The sequence below is a fragment of the Campylobacter australis genome (assembly GCF_050586305.1).
GTDB lineage: Bacteria > Campylobacterota > Campylobacteria > Campylobacterales > Campylobacteraceae > Campylobacter_A.
The window spans coordinates 280,359-298,127 of sequence record NZ_JAXUAA010000002.1 but is presented as its reverse complement, the minus strand read 5'-3'; the positions used below and the strand labels follow the sequence as shown (position 1 = coordinate 298,127).

Below are 17,769 nucleotides of genomic sequence, written 5' to 3'. Positions count from 1 at the left end.
CTATTTTAACATGCTGCAAAGACCGCCACTAACGCAGACAAAACTACCATTTGTCTTATCATATTTGAAATTTGCTATACTATTTTTGTATTTAAAAACATAGTTTTCATCGCCTTCTCCTACCTTGCTCCAGCCTTCTTTGCCGTTTGCGTCAACTATGCCAATGGGTAAAACCGCACTAAAGAGCAACTGCGTGCTTTGAAGTGTTTGTGGGTAGTTTGGGTTTGCGCTAAGCAGTGTTTGGGAGTATTGTGTGCTTATGGCTGATTGGATGGCGGCTATCTCAGATCTTGTTTTTATGATAATGGCGTCATCTTTGCTGACCGAAATTTTTGGTAGCATAATACCTGCCAAAATGGCTATAACAACCACCACAAAAACTAACTCTATCATGCTAAAAGCGCGCCTCATCAGCTTCTTTTTAGCCTTTTATCTATCTTTTCTATGAGCGATAACATAGTACTTTCATCTTCAAAGCGATCAAAGCTTTTTTGAACAAAAAGATCAAGCATTTCTTTTGGATTTAGAATCTTTTTATTATTTCTAAATCCACCAAAATCACGCTCAAGTGTATTATAAAAGTCGTCATCATCTATCGTGATAACATAATCGCGAGATGCGATCGTGAGCGTGATCTCTCTTCTCATGGTTACTTGCTAAGAACTGCTTCAATCTTCTTAAGAACATCGTCTGCTTCGTTGTTCTTTTTGTTTAGCTCCTCTTCAAGGCGCATTATTTGATTTGTCTTTGCTTCATTTTGTGCTTTTAGGGTTACGATCTGGTTGTGAAGCTCTTCGTTTGCCTTTGTTAGCTCATCAAATTTTGTAAGTAGGTCATTTACTTTACTTGTTAGTGTGGTTAATACTTTATCATCTTCAAACATTTTTACCCTTTTTATAAAATTTAAGCCCTTATTTTAGCAAATTTGCGCTAAAAATTTCATAAGTTTAATTAATTCTTTGCTAAAATGTGTAAAATTTTACAAGGAATTTTATGTCTATTTTTCAAATTTCAAGCAAATTTTCCCCATCCCCAGACCAGCAAAACGCCATTGACGGTATCGTAAAAAGTATAAAAAACGGCAATAGATATAACACTTTGCTTGGCGTTACAGGCTCAGGCAAAACTTTTACAATGGCAAATGTGATAAAAAATCTAAAAATGCCAACGCTAATCATGACACACAACAAATCCCTAGCAGCCCAGCTTTATAGCGAATTTAAGGGCTTTTTCCCGCAAAATCATGTGGAGTATTTTATTAGCTATTATGATTATTATCAGCCAGAAGCCTACATCCCACGCCAAGATCTTTTTATCGAAAAGGATAGCTCTATAAACGACGAACTAGAACGCATGCGGCTATCTGCGACGGCTAGTTTGCTTAGCTTTGACGATGTCATCATCATCGCCTCGGTCTCGGCAAACTACGGACTTGGCGATCCAAGCGAGTATCAAGGCATGGTGCAGTATCTAAATGTTGGCGATGAGATAAGTCAAAAAGCACTCTTAAACCGCCTTGTAGATATGGGTTATACTCGAAACGACGCCTATTTTGACCGCGGAAATTTCCGTGTCAATGGCGATGTGATAGACATCTATCCAGCTTACTGGGGCGATGAGGCGTTAAGGGTTGAGTTTTTTGGAGATGAGATTGAGAGCATGTATCATTTTGAAGTGCTGGATAATAAGCGTTTAAAGGATATTTCTAAATTTACACTTTATGCTACAAGTCAGTTTATCGTGCGTGAAGATAGGCTAAAATCAGCGATAAAAGGCATCGAAGCTGAGCTTGAAGAGAGGCTGAAATTTTATGAAAAAGAGGGCAAATTGGTCGAGATGCAACGCCTAAAACAACGCGTCGAATTTGATCTTGAAATGCTTACAAGTACTGGCATTTGCAAGGGCGTGGAGAATTACGCAAGGCACTTAACAGGGCTAAAACCTGGCGAGACGCCATATACGATGTTTGATTATTTCTCACTGCTTAACGGCGGTGAGTTTTTAGTCATAGTTGATGAAAGTCATGTGAGTTTGCCGCAGTTTCGTGGTATGTATGCAGGAGATAGAAGCCGTAAAGAGACGCTTGTGGAGTATGGCTTTCGTCTGCCTTCAGCTCTTGACAACCGCCCTTTAAAATTTGATGAGTTTATCAACAAAAATGCAAATTTTCTCTTTGTATCAGCCACGCCAAACGAGCTTGAGCTTGAGCTTAGCAAAGATCATGTTTATGAGCAAATTTTACGCCCAACTGGACTTCTTGATCCACTCATCGAGATAAAAGATAGCGACAATCAGGTTGAAATTTTACACGATATGATTAAAGATGTAGTGTCTCAAAATGAGCGAGTTTTGATAACCGTGCTAACTAAAAAAATGGCAGAGGAGCTAACTCGCTACTACACTGAGCTTGGCATTAGAGTAAAATACATGCACTCAGACATCGATGCTATTGAGCGAAACGAACTTATACGCGGACTTCGTGGTGGTAGCTTTGATGTGCTAGTGGGTATAAATTTACTGCGCGAAGGGCTTGATCTGCCAGAAGTCTCGCTCATAGCCATAATGGACGCTGATAAGGAGGGCTTTTTACGCTCACGAACGAGCCTAATCCAAACAATGGGGCGAGCCGCACGAAATGTCAATGGCAAGGTCGTGATGTTTTGCAAAAAGGTAACAAACTCAATGCAAGAAGCTATCGATATCACGAGCGCAAGGCGTAAAATGCAAGATGAATACAATAAAGCAAACAACATCACGCCACGCTCAGCTTCAAGAAATATCGAAGAGAGCTTGCACGAGCAAGATGATGCTGAAATTTATCGCAAGGGCAAAAAACTAGAGAAGTTGCCAGCTAGTGAGCGAGCAAAACTAGTAAAAGAGCTAAGAAAGCAGATGTTTGAGGCAGCAGCGGCACTGGAGTTTGAAAAAGCCGCGGCATTAAGGGATGAGATAGCAAAGCTTAGGGATTTGTGAAATTTCAGGCAAAATTTAATACAATCAAATAAAAATTTAAAGGTTAAAAATGGCAAAATGGACACTCGAAGATGATGTAAATGATTTTGTAAAACAAAATTTCACTCGCTTAGGGCTTAAAAAATTAAAAGATTAAAATGTTGAATCAAGCATTTCAGAGTATTTAAAACAGAGTTTAAAAGGCTCAGCCAAAACGGCAAATAAAACAAATTTTGGCAAACCTGACTTTAGCATTGAAAAATATGAAATTCCTGTTATTATAGAAAATAAACTACACGCCAAAAAACTAGTCCAATCCACCAAAGACGGCATAAAATTTGACGATGCTTCGATTTCAAATTTTGCCGTAAATGGGGCGTTGTATTATGCTAGAAATATGATTGCTTCTGGCAAATACGATGAAGTTATCGCCATAGGGATTGCAGGCGATAATGATGAAAGCGTGGAATTACAAGTATATTTTGTATATGGTAGTGGCGATAGTGCATTTAAATTTATGTCAAAATACAAAACGCTAAATTTTTTAGAAAACAAATCCACATTTAGCGAATTTTTAAATGACGCAAAACTTACAGATGACGACAAACACCAAATTTTAATCTCATCTCAAATTCAACTCCAAATTTACGCCAAAAAATTAAACAAACTTATGCATAACCTAAATATCACTGCCCCACAGCGTGTTCTTTATGTCTCTGGTATGCTTTTAGCTATGCAAGATATTAAAAATGATAATGAAATTATCGGTTATGGGCTTACAAGCGATGATTTAAAAGGCGTAGCATTACAAGCCGAGCGAGACGGCGTAAAAATTGTAAATCGCATAAAAGAATTTTTAAAAAATCGTCAAATTCCACAAGATAAATTAAATCTCATGATTGCAAGTTTTTCAGAGATTTCAAAAGACCCACAAAGAGACAAACCGACCAAAAACGACAAAGAAATTGCTAAATTTTTAGATAAAGAATCTTCTATAAACAAGCAAATTTTTACATTTATTTATGAATTTATCTACAAACAAATTGACGGCTTTGGCGGACATATTGACATTATGGGCGAAATGTATAGCGAGTTTTTAAAATACGCTTTAGGAGATGGCAAAGAGCTTGGTATCGTACTAACTCCACCTTATGTAACTAAAATGATGGCTCAAATTTTACAAATTGACAAAGACTGCAAAGTTATGGATTTAGCCACAGGCTCGGCTGGATTTTTGATTTCTGCAATGGAGTTAATGTGTGAGAGTGCCAACAACGCCTACACCAAAAATTCAACCCAAGCAAATTTAGAAATACAAAATATCAAAAAACAAAAACTTCTAGGCGTTGAGCTAAATGCCGAAATGTATACCCTTGCGGCTACAAATATGATTTTGCGTGGAGATGGCTCGGTAAATATTCAAAAAGCAAATGCATTTGACACACCAGAGAGCCTTTATACTAAATTTAACGCAAATAGAATTTTGTTAAATCCGCCTTTTACATTTGATGAAAACGGAATGCCATTTATTAAATTTGGACTTTCAAAAATGCAAAAACACGGACTTGGAGCTATCATTATCCAAGATAGTGCAGGTAGCGGTAAAGCGATAAAATCAAACAAAGAAATTTTAAAACACCACACGCTAAAAGCCAGTATCAAAATGCCAACTGATTTATTTCAGCCTATGGAGGAGTTCAAACTAGCATTTATATTTTTGAAGAAGGTGTGCCGCATGATTATGAAAAAGTTGTCAAATTTATTGATTTTAGAAACGACGGCTACAAACGCACAAGCAGGGCTTTGCAAGAAATCGATGAACCTTTAAACAGATATGCCGACATTATACAAATTTACAAAAACGGCAAAAACGCAAAAGTTAAGGCAAAGTGGAATTTGGATGAAATTTTTGTAGAAGATTTTATTACGCCTAGTGGCAATGACTGGAATTTTGACCAACACAAAAAAATAGACACAATGCCAAATTTGGCTGATTTTAAAAAGACCGTGAGCGATTATTTAAGCTGGGAAGTAAGCCAAATTTTAAAAAAGGATAGTCCCAGTCGCAGTAGGATAAGCTTAAAAATCGAGAAATTAGAGCGTGAGTTTAAGGCTAGTGGTGGGGAGTTTAGGGAATTTCGGCTTGATGAAATTTTTGAGCTAAAATCCAGCAAAAAGATTTTTCACGCTCAAAATTTAAAAATTTATGATGAAATAATAGCAGGTAGCTATCCATATGTTGTTAGAAGCACCATAGACAATGGAATTCGTGGCTATGTTATCGAAGATGAGCAATATTTAAATGAAGGCAATACTTTAAGTTTTGCACAAGATACTTTTAGTGTTTTTTATCAAAAGTTACCATATTTTACTGGTAACAAAGTGAAAATTTTAAAGTCAAAATTTGACGACTTTAACTCAAAAATTGCACTTTATATAGTTGCAAATTTTAATAAGGTTTTAAGAGAATTTACTTGGGGTATCGGTTCAAATGTTGATAGTATATCAAGAATAAAAATTCTTTTGCCTACGATAGGAGGCAAAATAAGCTTTGCATTTATGCAAAGCTTCGTCGAGGAACTCGAAGCGTATCTTGCGGTAACTGGTTTAAAAGATTACAAACTAACGCAAAGCCAAAGCGAAGCGTTAGCGAAATTTGACGAAATTTACAAACGGGGGGGGGTAGAAAGCCTTAAATTTAGTGAATTTAGTATTGGGGATTTGTTTGATATTTATCCTACTAAAAATTACGGATATACAAATAGTGATTTATTTTCCACCATTGGAGAAACACCAGTTATAGTAAATTCAAGTCAAAACAACGGCATAGGCGGCTATGTTGATTTAAAACCTACTGAAAACGGCAATATTATAACTTTTAGCGATACTACAACTTCCGATAGTATTTTTTATCAGCCAAAAGATTTTGTTGGATATTCACATGTTCAAGGCATGCACCCTTACAATGATTTATGGCAAAAATATAGTTTGATTTATTTTGTGGTAAATTTTAGAAAAATAACAAACGGATTATTTAATTATGGCAATAAATTTAATCGTAAAATTGTAAAAGATATGCAAATCAAACTCCCAATAAACGAAAACGGCGAATTAAATTTTGATTTTATGCAAAATTTCATCAAGGCGGTAGAAAAACTAGTCATAAAAGATGTGGTTTTGTGGGCGGATAGTAAAATCGCGACTACAAAATTTATAATCACAAAAAATAAAACTAACCACTGCTAAAATCAAAATTTGACAAAAATACTAAGCTTGTTCTTGCTACTATGCAATGTCAGGAGTGCGTGTAATGGCAGCAAATTTTGCATTTACAGCGTGCGCTAAATCATGTGGCGCAAGGCATAGTTGTTTACCTCGCACGCCAGCTGAGATTAAAATTTGTTTTTGCAAAAGTGCCCTCTCGTCTATAAAGGTTGCAAAGTGCTTTTTCATAGCTATAGGAGAGCAGCCACCTCTTATATAACCAGTCGTTTTTTCAAGCTCTTTAAGCGCTAAGAGCTCACATCTTTTATATCTGCTCACGCTTGCAAGCGCCTTTAAGTCAAGCTCCAAATCTCCCTGAATGCAAGCTACTATATACTCCCTTGCGCCTACTTCACAGACTATGGTTTTGTAAATTTTTTCAATGCTTATGCCAGTTGCTTGAGCTAGATGAACAGCACTTAGATCACTCTCATCAACCTCGTACTCAAATATATCATAAGAAATTTTAAGTCTATCAAGAACTCTTGCCGCGTTAGTTTTATGAATCTCTTTTTTTCTCATTTTGTTTAATTATTTGCCTAAAGTGTGTTTTGATAAATAAATTTCAAATACACTTAATATAAATGGCTTATCTTTCTGATTTAAGGCTTATTAATACGCCTTCTATCATCTTTTTTATATCGCCATCAAGTATGGCATCCGTTTGGCTGTATGCTTCGCCACTTCTAACATCTTTAACTTGTTGATAAGGAAAAAGCACATAAGATCGGATCTGGTGACCCCAACCGATCTCGCTTTTTTCAACACTGTCGCTAGCTGCTTGTTGCTTTTCTAGTTCAAGCTCATAAAGGCGAGACTTTAGCATTTTCATGGCAGTTGCTCGGTTTTTGTGTTGGCTTCTGTCATTTTGGCATTGCACGACTATGCCTGTTGGCACATGTGTTATGCGTATAGCACTTTCTGTTTTATTTACATGCTGACCGCCAGCCCCACTTGCTCTATAGGTGTCTATTTTAAGGTCTTTTTCTTCTATCTCTATCTCTATATCATCATCTATCTCGGGGCTCACCATGACGCTTGTAAAGCTAGTATGGCGTCTTCCAGCACTATCAAATGGACTAACTCTAACAAGGCGGTGTATCCCATTTTCTGCTTTTAAGTAGCCATAGGCATTTTCACCCTTTACTATAAAGCTTACATCTTTTAAGCCAGCCTCTTCGCCCTCTTGAAAGTCAAGCGTTTCGACCTTAAAGCCTTCTCTTTCACAAAATCTTAAATACATGCGATACAACATGCTTGCCCAGTCATTGCTTTCAGTGCCACCAGCTCCTGGATGGATAGTAACGATAGCATTTTTACCATCATCCTCGCCGCTAAGCAACATCGAAATTTCAAGGCTAGTTATCGTATCTTCAAGCTTATCTGCTTCAGCAAAAAGTGAGTTTATCGTCTCTTCATCATTTTCGGTATTGGCTAGCTCATAAAGATCTCTTGCATCAATGACTGCGCTATTTGCTTTGTTAAATTTTTCAAGCATATTTGTTATCTTTGTTTTTTCTTTGCCAAGTGCTGTTGCGCGAGATACATCTTGCCAAAAATTTACATCTTGCTCAAGTTCTGAAATTTCATCCAAACGAGCTTTTATCTCATTTGGCTTTACGATAGCGCCGATATTTTGGGCTTTTGTTGTTAATTTTTTAAGAAGTTCTGTGTATTCGTATGCGTCCAAAATTTGCTCCAAATTCTATATTTTGGTGCGATTATATCATATTTAATTTATACTGATTTTAAACTATCTGGTGAAAATTTTTCTAAGCGTTGGGATAAGGATAAATTTATCAATCATACTAATAAATATCTCAGAAATTTTACCTTGATTTAAAAGCCTTAGCTCGTTTGTTATATCTGGCGCTGGATCGTTTAGCAGCACTTTTAGTTTGGCTTCTTCTAGCTTTAGTTGTCTTGAATTTTGTTTTGTCTGAAGCATAGAAAGAACCAAGTTTAGCTTTTGCTTTGTCATTTGGCTTTGCATTTTGCAACCTTGTAAAGTATGAATGAGATTAAAAAAGCTAAACCAGAAGTGGCAAAATAGCCATTGATATCGCCTAAAAATTTAGCAAAAAATAAATTTGCCCCAAGCAGTAAAAAGACAAAGCCAACAACTGCCAGTACTGCAACTACGCATTTTATTAAAAGCGCATCGGCGCTTGCAGTAAAACTTTGTCTAATATCAGTCGCTTGCGCCTCTACAAGCTCCACGACTGATACTATAGATTCAGATAGACTTGCCATTATTTTTTAAGTATCCAAGCAAGCAAAAAGCCCATGCCAGCAGCTACCGCCACACTTTTGATAGGATCATCTTTTATGGCTTCATTTACGCTATCAACGCTGCCTTTTCCTCTTAGCTTAATCTCACCAATATATTTTTTAAGCTCATCAGCGTTTAGTGAGTCTAGTATTTTGTCCTTGCTCTCTTAAGCTTTTGTATTGCCAAGCTCTTTTAATGACTTCAAAACATCTTTAAAGTCTGACTTTAGCGCGTCTATATCCTTTTTTATGCTCTCTAAATTTACCTCTTGTGCTGCCATTTTGACTCCTTTTGGGTTAGACTTATCTGTTTTGTAGTTTAGTATTTTTTGGTTAATGCTCATTAAATTAATACAAAATTGATATATGAAATTTTATATCTTGGTATTTTGTCTTTACCATCTCCATCCAATAGTAAAATTACCATTATAATATCCATCTTTAAAATTTGTCTTTGCTCCAAAGTTTATGCCTAGATTTAGATTAGGTTTTACCATTATGTCTAGACCAGTTTGCATTAAAGCATATGTTTGTTTAGATTTGTTTGAGCTTGGTAGTACAAACTTAGCAGTACTATCTATAAAGTTTACTACTATATCGTTTGAGGATTTATAGATTTGTTTTTGTCCTATTAGATTAATATATGCATATTGTCTATCGCTAAGATAGCTTCTATATTCAGCTCCTAATTTCATACTTAATTCTTTATTTCTTGTTTTGTTAAAGTGCATTGCTAAATTTCCACTTTCACTGAAATCGCTATTTTTTAGATAATAATATCCTATGCCAAAAATAGGTTTTATAAAATTATCATCATTTATCTTATAGGCATATCCATACTCAAGCTCCAAATTCGTATTTAAGCTATTATATGAGCCATCATTTACACTATGACCTAGTTTGGTTTTAACACCTCTTTTTAAATTCGTATTGCTATATCCTAAGCTAGCTTTTATGTCTAGCTCAAATCCATTATTATAATGTCTCATGTATGTTCCTATATTATAATGGTTAGCTTTTAAATCTATAATCGAGCTATCAAGCCTACTTTTTGCATAACTAGCATATATGCCAAGTAGTGTATCGTCATATAGTTTATCATATCCACTTGTAATGCCATATATTAAAGGTGATGATTTATTTGATTTTACATATCCTCTGCCACCCATAATGCTTTGATATAAATTTGAACTTGTTTTAAAGCTATTTATATAATCATTTAATTGAGCGGCTATTGTATTATTATTAGAAATTGCAAATTTATCTTTGCTTAGTTTATTTATAGCATATGCAAGAGCTAGATTATTTGTGTATGGATTTGAAGCTTTTACTAGACGAGTTGATGTGCTAAGTGATGCATTAAGATATATAGGATGAAATGATGAGCCTGCGCTTAAAATTTGATTAGTAGTTTTAAGAGATGAGCTTAAAGATGAGATAAAGGATTTAATATCTGACTCATCATTTGTTGAAATTATTTCAGATACTATATAATTTGAATTGGAGTTTTTAAGATTATCATAAAAATTTTGTTGGCTTGGTGAAAGGTTTAAATTTATAAGCTTGTTATACTCATCTTTTGCGGCCTTTAAAAGTATAGCGTACTCAGATACAATCCTTTTGCTATTATCTATATCTTTTTGTGTAGATTGGATAAACTTTTCTACCGCATCTAATCTACTTTTGAGCATCTGTTTTTGATCTGTGTTATCTGCGCCTATTTTGTCTATCTGAGTCTTTATATCGTTTAATTCATCGTTTAAAGCCCTTATTTTATCTATATTATCAATAAGATCATCATAGGTGTTTTGTAAATCTATATGCATATGAACAATGTTTGTCTCTAGATCATTTATTCTTTTAAATTTTTGCTCCTTTGCTTCTAATTCTTTTATCTTATCTTTTAACTTTTTATTATAATTGCTATTTGTGGCGATATTGTATGCGTCCTCATATATTTTAACTAGTTTTTGATAATCATAGCTTAAAACTTGCTCTGTGCTTTTTACAAGCTCTTTTGTGCCTTTTACATTTGAAATGCTCTTATCAAGCCTTCTGGCTTTATCTATAAATTTATCCATAGAAATATCATCTTGTGGTATCGTGCTTAACACATCATCTATCTTTAGTATGTACTCATTTATTTGTGTGGTCTCACTATAAAAGTGCAAAGATGATATGTGCGGTTTTAGTTTAATGATGATTTCATTTAGCTCTTTATCCTTTTTATTTATATCATCTAATATATTTAATTTATTGTATTCATAGCCTTTATTATTTGTATTAGACTCTGAGTCGAGGATAATTTTTAAAATTTTATCTTTGTTATTTACGACTTTATCTAAGTTATTAAGTGTTGTATCTAAAATTTTTGATATAGTATTTGTGTCTATATCATAATCAAGCAAATATTCATTTTCTTCGCCTATGCTTAGCTTTGCATCAAATATATTATTGATTATATAATGTACTACTTCATTTTTGTTTTTATTGTTTATATTTTTCTTGTATTTAATCAAATTTGATTTTATATTGTTTTCCAAGTTGTTGATAATATCATTAAATGAGTTTGATGTTAGCTCAAATATATCATCGCTCATTACCCCATATCCGAGTACAGAGTGTATATTATCCATCATATGTTGAGCAGATATAACAAACTCGGTGCTCTTTTGATAAAGACTGTTTAGTTCTTTTCTTAATATGGCTGCACTTGTTAAACTATCCTTTATGTCTTTTATTGCATTATAAGATGTAAGCGCATCATTTAATGAGCTCTTAGTTACTGATACTCTTGTAAGAGCATTTAATTCATTTGTTTTTAATTTTAAACTTCTTAAAGCATTAACTGCTTTAAATATATCTGGTTGATTGTTTGATAGATTTGCCCCAAGTGATATAAGTGTATTTAATGCACTTTGTTCCCGCTTTAAAATTTCTAAATCATATCTTTGATCTTGTATAATATCTCTTCGGTTTAAGGCTCTTTTTATAAGTTCGTGTCTTTGTTTGAAATATTGCTCCGTTAAAGATGAGTGTGCGGATGAGTTGAATATATTGTAAGTATTTGCATAAGAGAGTGTCGGATAGTGCGTGTATTTAGATGAGGTAAAATTTGCATGGTTGGAAGATGAGTTTATTATGGTTTGCACATGCTTACTATCATGTAAGCCTTCTAGATTTGGATTTATATCTTGGCTTGTATTTGATGTGGTTTGAATAAAACGACTCATATCGTTGGCTGTTAATTCTAAACTAAATGCTACACCTAAGAGCATAGCAAATGCTGTTTTATTAGCATTCATATATTCTCCTATTAAGTAATATGTTAATTTATGATTAAAGATGGCGGATTATACATTTTTAAATTTAATCCAACAATAAAATATTAATATTAAATCTTTTGGTTAAGAATTATGTGTTGGAATTATGTTTTAAATTTAATTAGCGATTCAACGCTTTTTTGCTAAAATATCCCATTAAATTTAATCAAAAAGAAGTAAAAATGAAAATTTTAAGAACAACAACTGAACTTTGCGAATTTGTTAGCGTAAATTACGGCAAAATCGGTTTTGTACCGACTATGGGAGCACTTCACGTTGGTCATTTAAGCTTGATAAAGCAAAGCATAATTGAAAATGGCATAACAATAGTTTCAATATTTGTAAATCCAACACAGTTTTTGCCTAGTGAGGATTTACATAAATATCCTAAACAAGAGCAAGCCGATGTGCAAATGTGTGAAATGGCTGGTGTTTCAGCGGTTTTTATACCAGATGTTAATGATATGTATTTTATAGATGAGCCACTGATTCTTGCTCCAAAAAAAATGGCTGAAATTTTAGAGGGCAAGATTCGCCCCGGTCATTTTGATGGTGTTTTGAGGGTATTAGTTAAGCTATTCAATTTGATTCAACCAAGTCGAGTATATATGGGCAAGAAGGATGCGCAACAGTTAGTCATTGTGGAAAATATGGTAAAAACATTGTTTATAAAAACGCAAATTATACAATGTGATATTGTCCGAGAAAGCAATGGTTTAGCGCTTTCAAGTAGAAATGTCTATTTAGATGAAATGCAAAAAAAAGAGGCGTTAAAGCTTTCAAAATCGCTTTTTAAAGCAGATGAACTGGTAAGAAACGGTGAGTTAGACGCAAATGAGATAAAAATAAAAATGAGCGAAATTTTATCGCCGCTTGAGGTTGATTATATAGCTATTGTTGATAGAAATTTTGCTGAAATTTCAGAAATAAAACTAAAAAATACGATAATTTTAGTTGCCGCAAAGTTGGGCAAAACAAGATTAATAGACAATTTATGGATATAAAAATGACATATAAAAATAAAAAATCAACCCAAATACTAGAGGCAAGAAGTAAAAAAATAGGCAAACTCCATCTAGTCTCGCTGGGATGTAATAAAAATTTAGTAGATAGCGAAATTATGCTTGGACGGCTATCACACTATGAGCTAACCGATGAGATCGAGCTTGCTGATGTTATTATAGTAAATACCTGTGGATTTATCGCCTCAGCAAAAGAGGAGAGCGTGCGCACGATCCTTGAGATGGCAGATGGCAAGAAAGAGGGCTCGACATTAGTGGTGACTGGCTGCTTGATGCAGCGCTACCGCGAGGAGCTGATGAGAGAGCTTCCAGAGGTTGATTTATTTACTGGCGTGGGCGATTATGATAAGATAGATGAAATTTTACTAAAAAAGCAGAATTTATTTAGCCCTGATGTGTATTTGCAAAGTAGCGAGGAGCGCGTGATAACGGGCTCAAACTACCACGCTTACATAAAAATTTCAGAAGGGTGTAACCAAAAATGTAGCTTTTGTGCGATCCCTACATTTAAAGGCCGCCTAAAGTCACGCTCGCTTGAAAACATCGTAGCCGAGGTAAAAAGTCTAGTAGCAAAGGGCTATTATGACTTTAGCTTTTTGTCGCAAGACAGTAGTTCGTGGATGAGGGATAACAGCGTAAGCGACGGACTTATTACGCTAATAGACGCTGTTGAAAAGATAGATGGCGTAAAGAGCGCGCGCATACTTTATCTATATCCTAGTACGACCACGCCAAGGCTAATAGAACGCATAATCGCCTCAAAAGTCTTTCATAACTACTTTGATATGCCTATACAGCACATCAACGATAAAATGCTTAAGATAATGAAACGAGGCAGCGGCGAAGGCAAGCTAAGAGAGCTTTTGGCGCAGATGAGAGCGGCACCAAACTCGTTTTTACGCACGGGTATCATCGTGGGTCATCCGGGCGAGGGCGAGGCTGAGTTTGAGGCGCTTTGTGAGTTTTTAAGTGAATTTAAATTTGATAGAATTTCAGCCTTTGCATATTCGCGTGAAGAGGATACGGACGCGTATGATATGGAGCAAGTTGCCACTAAAACGATCTCTAAACGCCTAAGTAAGATAGAAAAAATCATCAAAAAAAGCATAAATGAAAGCTTTCAAAACTGCGTAGGTAAGAGCGTGATCGCTAGTATAGAGGGTGAAAGTAGCGAGGGCGAGATGTTTTTTGGCGCGAAGATGGATATCTGGGATAAGGATATAGATGGTGAAATTTTGATAAATGAGAGCCAGATAGATGACCTTGAAATGGGCGGGCGATATGTCTGTGAGGTGAGTGAATGCGTGGATAGCAAGCTCATCGCAAAGGTCGTAAAAAGGGCGTAGCTTGATAAAACTGTCACAAGAGTGCTTAAAAATTTTAAAAGGTAGTAAAAATTTGCTTGCGTTTTCGCATGGCACAGATAGTACGGCTTTGTTTTATCTACTGTGCGAGCATGGGGTGGAGTTTGATCTGGCTATGGTTGATTATAACTTGCGCGCACAAAGCAAGGATGAGGTGGCTTCGGCTATGGCGCTTGCTAGGGAGTATGGCAAGGAGATTTATACGCGCTCTGTGCTTTTAGAGGATGGAAATTTTGAGAGCAGGGCAAGGCAGGTAAGGTATGAGTTTTTTGCTAAAATTTGTGCCGAGCACATATATAAAAATGTCATTTTAGCTCATCAGCTCGATGATAAATTTGAGTGGTTTTTAATGCAACTTGGGCGCGGCGCTGGACTAAATGAGCTGCTTGGGATGAGCGAGTGCGAGCAAAGAGAGCAGTTTTGCTTAGTTAGACCCTTGCTTAAGGTGAGTAAGGCTGAAATTTTAAAGTATTTGCAAAACTCAAAGATAAAACACTTTTTAGACGCTAGTAACAGCGATGAAAAGTATGCTAGAAACTTTATGCGTGCAAATTTTAGCGAGGCATTTTTGGCAAAATTTGGCACTGGAGTGGCAAAGAGCTTTGAGCTATTAGACGCGGATAAAAGGCGCTTAGAGCCAAAAGTAGCGCACCTTGGGGATATGGTTTATATCGTACAAAACGATCAAAATGCCATGCGTGGTGTGGATAGGGTGGCAAAGATGCTTGGTGTATTGCTAAGCGGAGCGCAAAGAGCAGAGTGTGAGCGGTGCATGCTAGCAAAGACTGATTGCGTTTTGGCTGGGCGCGTGGCAGTGGGATATGGTGATGATATGCTTGTTATAACACCATTTTTAAAGGTAAAAATGGACAAAGCTTTTAAAGAGCAGTGTCGCAAGGGTAAAATTCCACCGATAAACCGAGGCTATTTATATAAAAAAAGAGATCTAAGCCAGTTTTTTGTTTTTAGAAAATAAATTTTCTAAAAACTTAACCCTGCATAAAGGGTAAGAATACAGTACATTTTAACAGGCATGCTAATGCTAAGTTCTTAGCTTGCACTAAAAACTTGGTTTTTGCCGTTATTTTTAACCATATATACGGCTTTATCTGCCTCTTTTAGTAGCTCTTCTTTGTTTTTCATATCAGCTTTTGCACTAGCCACTCCGATACTTGATGAACCTAGCCAACATCCACTTTCGCACTCAACATGGAGTTTTGTTATCTTTTTGTATAGCTTATCGGCTAGTTTTTTCGCACCGTTTATATCTGTCTTTGGGCATATTATCAAAAACTCATCTCCGCCATTTCTACATACAACATCATCGGTTCTGACTCCAAATTTTAATGTTTCTGAAAATTCTCTTAAAACTTTATCTCCAGCGTCATGACCGAAGTTGTCATTTATCGTTTTAAAATTATCAAGATCAAGCATAATAACCGAAAATGGCGTATTATCACTTACAAATTTATTCCAGCATTCGCTTAATACATCGCTCATGTGTCTTCTGTTTGAAAGTCCTGTTAAAAGATCTGTCATGGCGATATGTTGAAGCTTTTTGTTTGCTTCTTCAAGCTCTTTTGTGCGTTGCTCGACCTTTTCTTCAAGCGAGGCTTTAAGGGCTAAAAGCTCTTCGTTGTATTTCATTAAAACACCAAAAAATCCATTAAATGACTTTACAAGGGTGTCTAGTTGCTCGTGATTTACTCCGCTTACCTCCTCGTATGCTTTTTCTGGTGTATATCCTGATTTTATAAGACGAATTTGAGCGGACATATTTTTATCGATACCAAGTATATGAAATGTCAGCCACTGCACCAAAAAGTCAAGCAACTCCTTTGCCTCTTGTTTGATGTTTTCTGGGTTTAAATTTTGATATTTTTGTGAGACTTCTTTGATAAAAATTTTATGTGCACTAAGATGCTCTTTTGCATGCCTAATATCAACGCCACTATTTTTCATTATCGTTTCTTCATTTTTAAAATGATACTTAGCGTATTCAAGTAAGTCAGTAAAAATAGGCGTAAGATCTTGTAATTTTGTGCTTTGTAAAGCTAGTTTATTGCCAAGAGTATTGATAATCTCTACCAAATAACGATGTTCGGAATCGACTTGATTTATGTTTGTCTCAAATTCTTTTCCCCATACAAATACTACTTGTTGCGCCATAGATGCTCCTTTTTGTAGTGTTATTTGGTTTATGATGTATTTATAATTATGTTAGGGTATCTAATTTTACCTTAAACTTGCATATAAATATTTCTATTTTTAAAATTTAAATTAAAGCTAGTAAAAACTTGACAAATAAAAAAGATTTTTGTATAATCCCAACTTCAATTTCGATTTTGTCTTGTTAGCTCAGTCGGTAGAGCATCTCACTTTTAATGAGGGGGTCGCTGGTTCGAATCCAGCACAGGACACCATGGTCGCTTAGCTCAGTTGGTAGAGCGCCACCCTTACAAGGTGGATGTCATAAGTTCGAGTCTTATAGCGACCACCATTTTATGCTTAAAGCATAATTTAGGCGATTAACTGCCCTTATTAATTTTGGGTGTTAAATCACCAAAAAGCTTAAATTTTAGGTGCAGCGGTAGTTCAGTTGGTTAGAATGCCGCCCTGTCACGGCGGAGGTCGCGGGTTCGAGCCCCGTCCGCTGCGCCACTTTGTCTTGTTAGCTCAGTCGGTAGAGCATCTCACTTTTAATGAGGGGGTCGCTGGTTCGAATCCAGCACAGGACACCACTTTTGGGTTCATGACCCTTTCGTCTAGTGGCTCAGGACTCTACTTTCTCAATGTAGAAACAGAGGTTCAAATCCTCTAAGGGTCGCCATTATGTAAAATTTGATAGGTTTGGTCGCTTAGCTCAGTTGGTAGAGCGCCACCCTTACAAGGTGGATGTCATAAGTTCGAGTCTTATAGCGACCACCATTTTATGCTTAAAGCATAATTTAGGCGATTAACTGCCCTTATTAATTTTGGGTGTTAAATCACCAAAAAGCTTAAATTTTAGGTGCAGCGGTAGTTCAGTTGGTTAGAATGCCGCCCTGTCACGGCGGAGGTCGCGGGTTCGAGCCCCGTCCGCTGCGCCACTTTTTAGACTTTCAATGCGGATTTTGCTTTAGAATTTTTATATTTTTCCTATAATTTAGTTGGTTTATTGAGCTTAATCAATGTTTCATTAAAATTTTAAGAGTATAATTGTCTGAAATTATTTTCAAAGGACAAAATATGAATTTTTTTGATGGATTTACTGAATTTGATGCCGATGGCGCTACGGTTAAATTTTATAAAAAAATAGACGGAGATACAACGATAATAGGCTTTGACTCACGCTCTTGTGTTCCACCTGAGCCGATGGTAAATGCTATGGTTGCGCTAAATTTTGTAAAAGATAAACATACAAGAGTTATAATGATAAATCATAAATTCCCAGCTGGACTTATCCCAAAAATAGAGCCAAATTTTAACATTGAGCGTGAAAATTTAGACGCAGAGCAGGTTAAGTTAGTTTTTAGCCTAAAAGATGGTGCTAACATAAAAGAGTTTGACACAAAGCAAGTTTGCCACGGATAA

Annotated in this window: 15 protein-coding genes, 7 tRNA genes and 1 pseudogene; 14 read left to right on the top strand and 9 right to left on the bottom strand. The window is 35.7% G+C overall.

What is annotated here, in order from left to right:
* The 3 genes from U5B17_RS04465 to U5B17_RS04455 are packed head-to-tail and all read right to left on the bottom strand — an operon-like array spanning position 1 to position 883.
* The gene (locus U5B17_RS04465; protein ID WP_430804164.1) at positions 1 to 411 is read right to left on the bottom strand and encodes a type II secretion system protein; all 411 of its coding nucleotides are present in this window, start codon (positions 409 to 411) and stop codon (positions 1 to 3) included.
* Positions 411 to 647: a hypothetical protein gene (locus U5B17_RS04460; protein ID WP_430804163.1), complete on the bottom strand. Its 237-nt coding sequence runs from the start codon at positions 645 to 647 to the stop codon at positions 411 to 413. The genes U5B17_RS04465 and U5B17_RS04460 overlap by 1 nt, the downstream gene beginning before the upstream one ends.
* A gap of 2 nt (positions 648 to 649) precedes the next feature.
* Positions 650 to 883 (bottom strand): hypothetical protein, encoded by a 234-nt coding sequence (locus tag U5B17_RS04455; protein WP_430804162.1) that lies wholly within the window; start codon positions 881 to 883, stop codon positions 650 to 652.
* Between the two features lie 110 nt (positions 884 to 993).
* Here U5B17_RS04455 and uvrB point away from each other — a divergent pair, with 110 nt between their 5' ends.
* The 3 genes and pseudogenes from uvrB to U5B17_RS04440 all read left to right on the top strand — a co-directional run bounded on the left by uvrB (position 994) and on the right by U5B17_RS04440 (position 6,198).
* Entirely contained in the window at positions 994 to 2,973 is a 1,980-nt protein-coding gene (gene uvrB / locus U5B17_RS04450) for an excinuclease ABC subunit UvrB (RefSeq protein WP_430804161.1), read from the top strand.
* A gap of 151 nt (positions 2,974 to 3,124) precedes the next feature.
* Positions 3,125 to 5,019, top strand: a pseudogene (locus U5B17_RS04445) (HsdM family class I SAM-dependent methyltransferase); the annotation flags it as partial.
* Positions 4,993 to 6,198 (top strand): restriction endonuclease subunit S, encoded by a 1,206-nt coding sequence (locus U5B17_RS04440; protein ID WP_430804274.1) that lies wholly within the window; start codon positions 4,993 to 4,995, stop codon positions 6,196 to 6,198. The pseudogene U5B17_RS04445 and the gene U5B17_RS04440, both read left to right, overlap by 27 nt.
* Positions 6,199 to 6,237: 39 nt before the next feature.
* Here the strand turns inward: U5B17_RS04440 and ybaK are convergent, their stop codons facing one another.
* The 5 genes from ybaK to U5B17_RS04415 all read right to left on the bottom strand — a co-directional run bounded on the left by ybaK (position 6,238) and on the right by U5B17_RS04415 (position 11,792).
* On the bottom strand, positions 6,238 to 6,738 hold the full coding sequence (gene ybaK / locus U5B17_RS04435; protein WP_430804160.1) for a Cys-tRNA(Pro) deacylase: 501 nt from the start codon (positions 6,736 to 6,738) through the stop codon (positions 6,238 to 6,240).
* 67 nt (positions 6,739 to 6,805) lie between these two features.
* Positions 6,806 to 7,906, bottom strand: coding sequence for a peptide chain release factor 2 (gene prfB / locus U5B17_RS04430; protein WP_430804159.1), 1,101 nt, complete (start codon positions 7,904 to 7,906; stop codon positions 6,806 to 6,808).
* A 63-nt stretch (positions 7,907 to 7,969) separates the two neighbouring features.
* Positions 7,970 to 8,209, bottom strand: a complete 240-nt coding sequence (locus U5B17_RS04425; protein WP_430804158.1) for a hypothetical protein — start codon at positions 8,207 to 8,209, stop codon at positions 7,970 to 7,972.
* Positions 8,194 to 8,469 carry a hypothetical protein gene (locus U5B17_RS04420; RefSeq protein WP_430804157.1) on the bottom strand — a complete coding sequence of 92 codons (276 nt, stop codon included), beginning with the start codon at positions 8,467 to 8,469 and terminating at the stop codon, positions 8,194 to 8,196. Before U5B17_RS04420 ends, U5B17_RS04425 begins: the two co-directional genes overlap by 16 nt.
* A gap of 413 nt (positions 8,470 to 8,882) precedes the next feature.
* The gene (locus U5B17_RS04415; protein ID WP_430804156.1) at positions 8,883 to 11,792 is read right to left on the bottom strand and encodes an autotransporter domain-containing protein; all 2,910 of its coding nucleotides are present in this window, start codon (positions 11,790 to 11,792) and stop codon (positions 8,883 to 8,885) included.
* A 200-nt stretch (positions 11,793 to 11,992) separates the two neighbouring features.
* On the opposite strand from U5B17_RS04415, the gene panC reads away from it, so the two are divergent.
* Genes panC through tilS form a run of 3 tightly spaced genes read left to right on the top strand, consistent with a single transcriptional unit; the run spans position 11,993 to position 15,172 of the window.
* Positions 11,993 to 12,814, top strand: coding sequence for a pantoate--beta-alanine ligase (gene panC / locus U5B17_RS04410; RefSeq protein ID WP_430804155.1), 822 nt, complete (start codon positions 11,993 to 11,995; stop codon positions 12,812 to 12,814).
* 56 nt (positions 12,815 to 12,870) lie between these two features.
* Entirely contained in the window at positions 12,871 to 14,178 is a 1,308-nt protein-coding gene (gene rimO / locus U5B17_RS04405; protein WP_430804273.1) for a 30S ribosomal protein S12 methylthiotransferase RimO, read from the top strand.
* A gap of 1 nt (position 14,179) precedes the next feature.
* Positions 14,180 to 15,172, top strand: coding sequence for a tRNA lysidine(34) synthetase TilS (gene tilS, locus U5B17_RS04400; RefSeq protein ID WP_430804154.1), 993 nt, complete (start codon positions 14,180 to 14,182; stop codon positions 15,170 to 15,172).
* 74 nt (positions 15,173 to 15,246) lie between these two features.
* On the opposite strand, the gene U5B17_RS04395 is transcribed toward tilS, so the two are convergent.
* Positions 15,247 to 16,365 (bottom strand): GGDEF domain-containing protein, encoded by a 1,119-nt coding sequence (locus U5B17_RS04395; RefSeq protein ID WP_430804153.1) that lies wholly within the window; start codon positions 16,363 to 16,365, stop codon positions 15,247 to 15,249.
* Between the two features lie 178 nt (positions 16,366 to 16,543).
* On the opposite strand from U5B17_RS04395, the gene U5B17_RS04390 reads away from it, so the two are divergent.
* The 8 genes from U5B17_RS04390 to U5B17_RS04355 all read left to right on the top strand — a co-directional run bounded on the left by U5B17_RS04390 (position 16,544) and on the right by U5B17_RS04355 (position 17,769).
* Positions 16,544 to 16,619: transfer RNA gene (locus U5B17_RS04390), tRNA-Lys, on the top strand.
* 1 nt (position 16,620) lies between these two features.
* A tRNA-Val gene (locus tag U5B17_RS04385) sits at positions 16,621 to 16,696 on the top strand.
* Positions 16,697 to 16,780: 84 nt separating this feature from the next.
* Positions 16,781 to 16,857: transfer RNA gene (locus U5B17_RS04380), tRNA-Asp, on the top strand.
* A gap of 4 nt (positions 16,858 to 16,861) precedes the next feature.
* Positions 16,862 to 16,937: transfer RNA gene (locus tag U5B17_RS04375), tRNA-Lys, on the top strand.
* Between the two features lie 13 nt (positions 16,938 to 16,950).
* Positions 16,951 to 17,026, top strand: a tRNA-Glu gene (locus U5B17_RS04370).
* Between the two features lie 22 nt (positions 17,027 to 17,048).
* A tRNA-Val gene (locus U5B17_RS04365) sits at positions 17,049 to 17,124 on the top strand.
* A gap of 84 nt (positions 17,125 to 17,208) precedes the next feature.
* Positions 17,209 to 17,285, top strand: a tRNA-Asp gene (locus U5B17_RS04360).
* 139 nt (positions 17,286 to 17,424) lie between these two features.
* On the top strand, positions 17,425 to 17,769 hold the full coding sequence (locus U5B17_RS04355) for a hypothetical protein (RefSeq protein WP_430804152.1): 345 nt from the start codon (positions 17,425 to 17,427) through the stop codon (positions 17,767 to 17,769).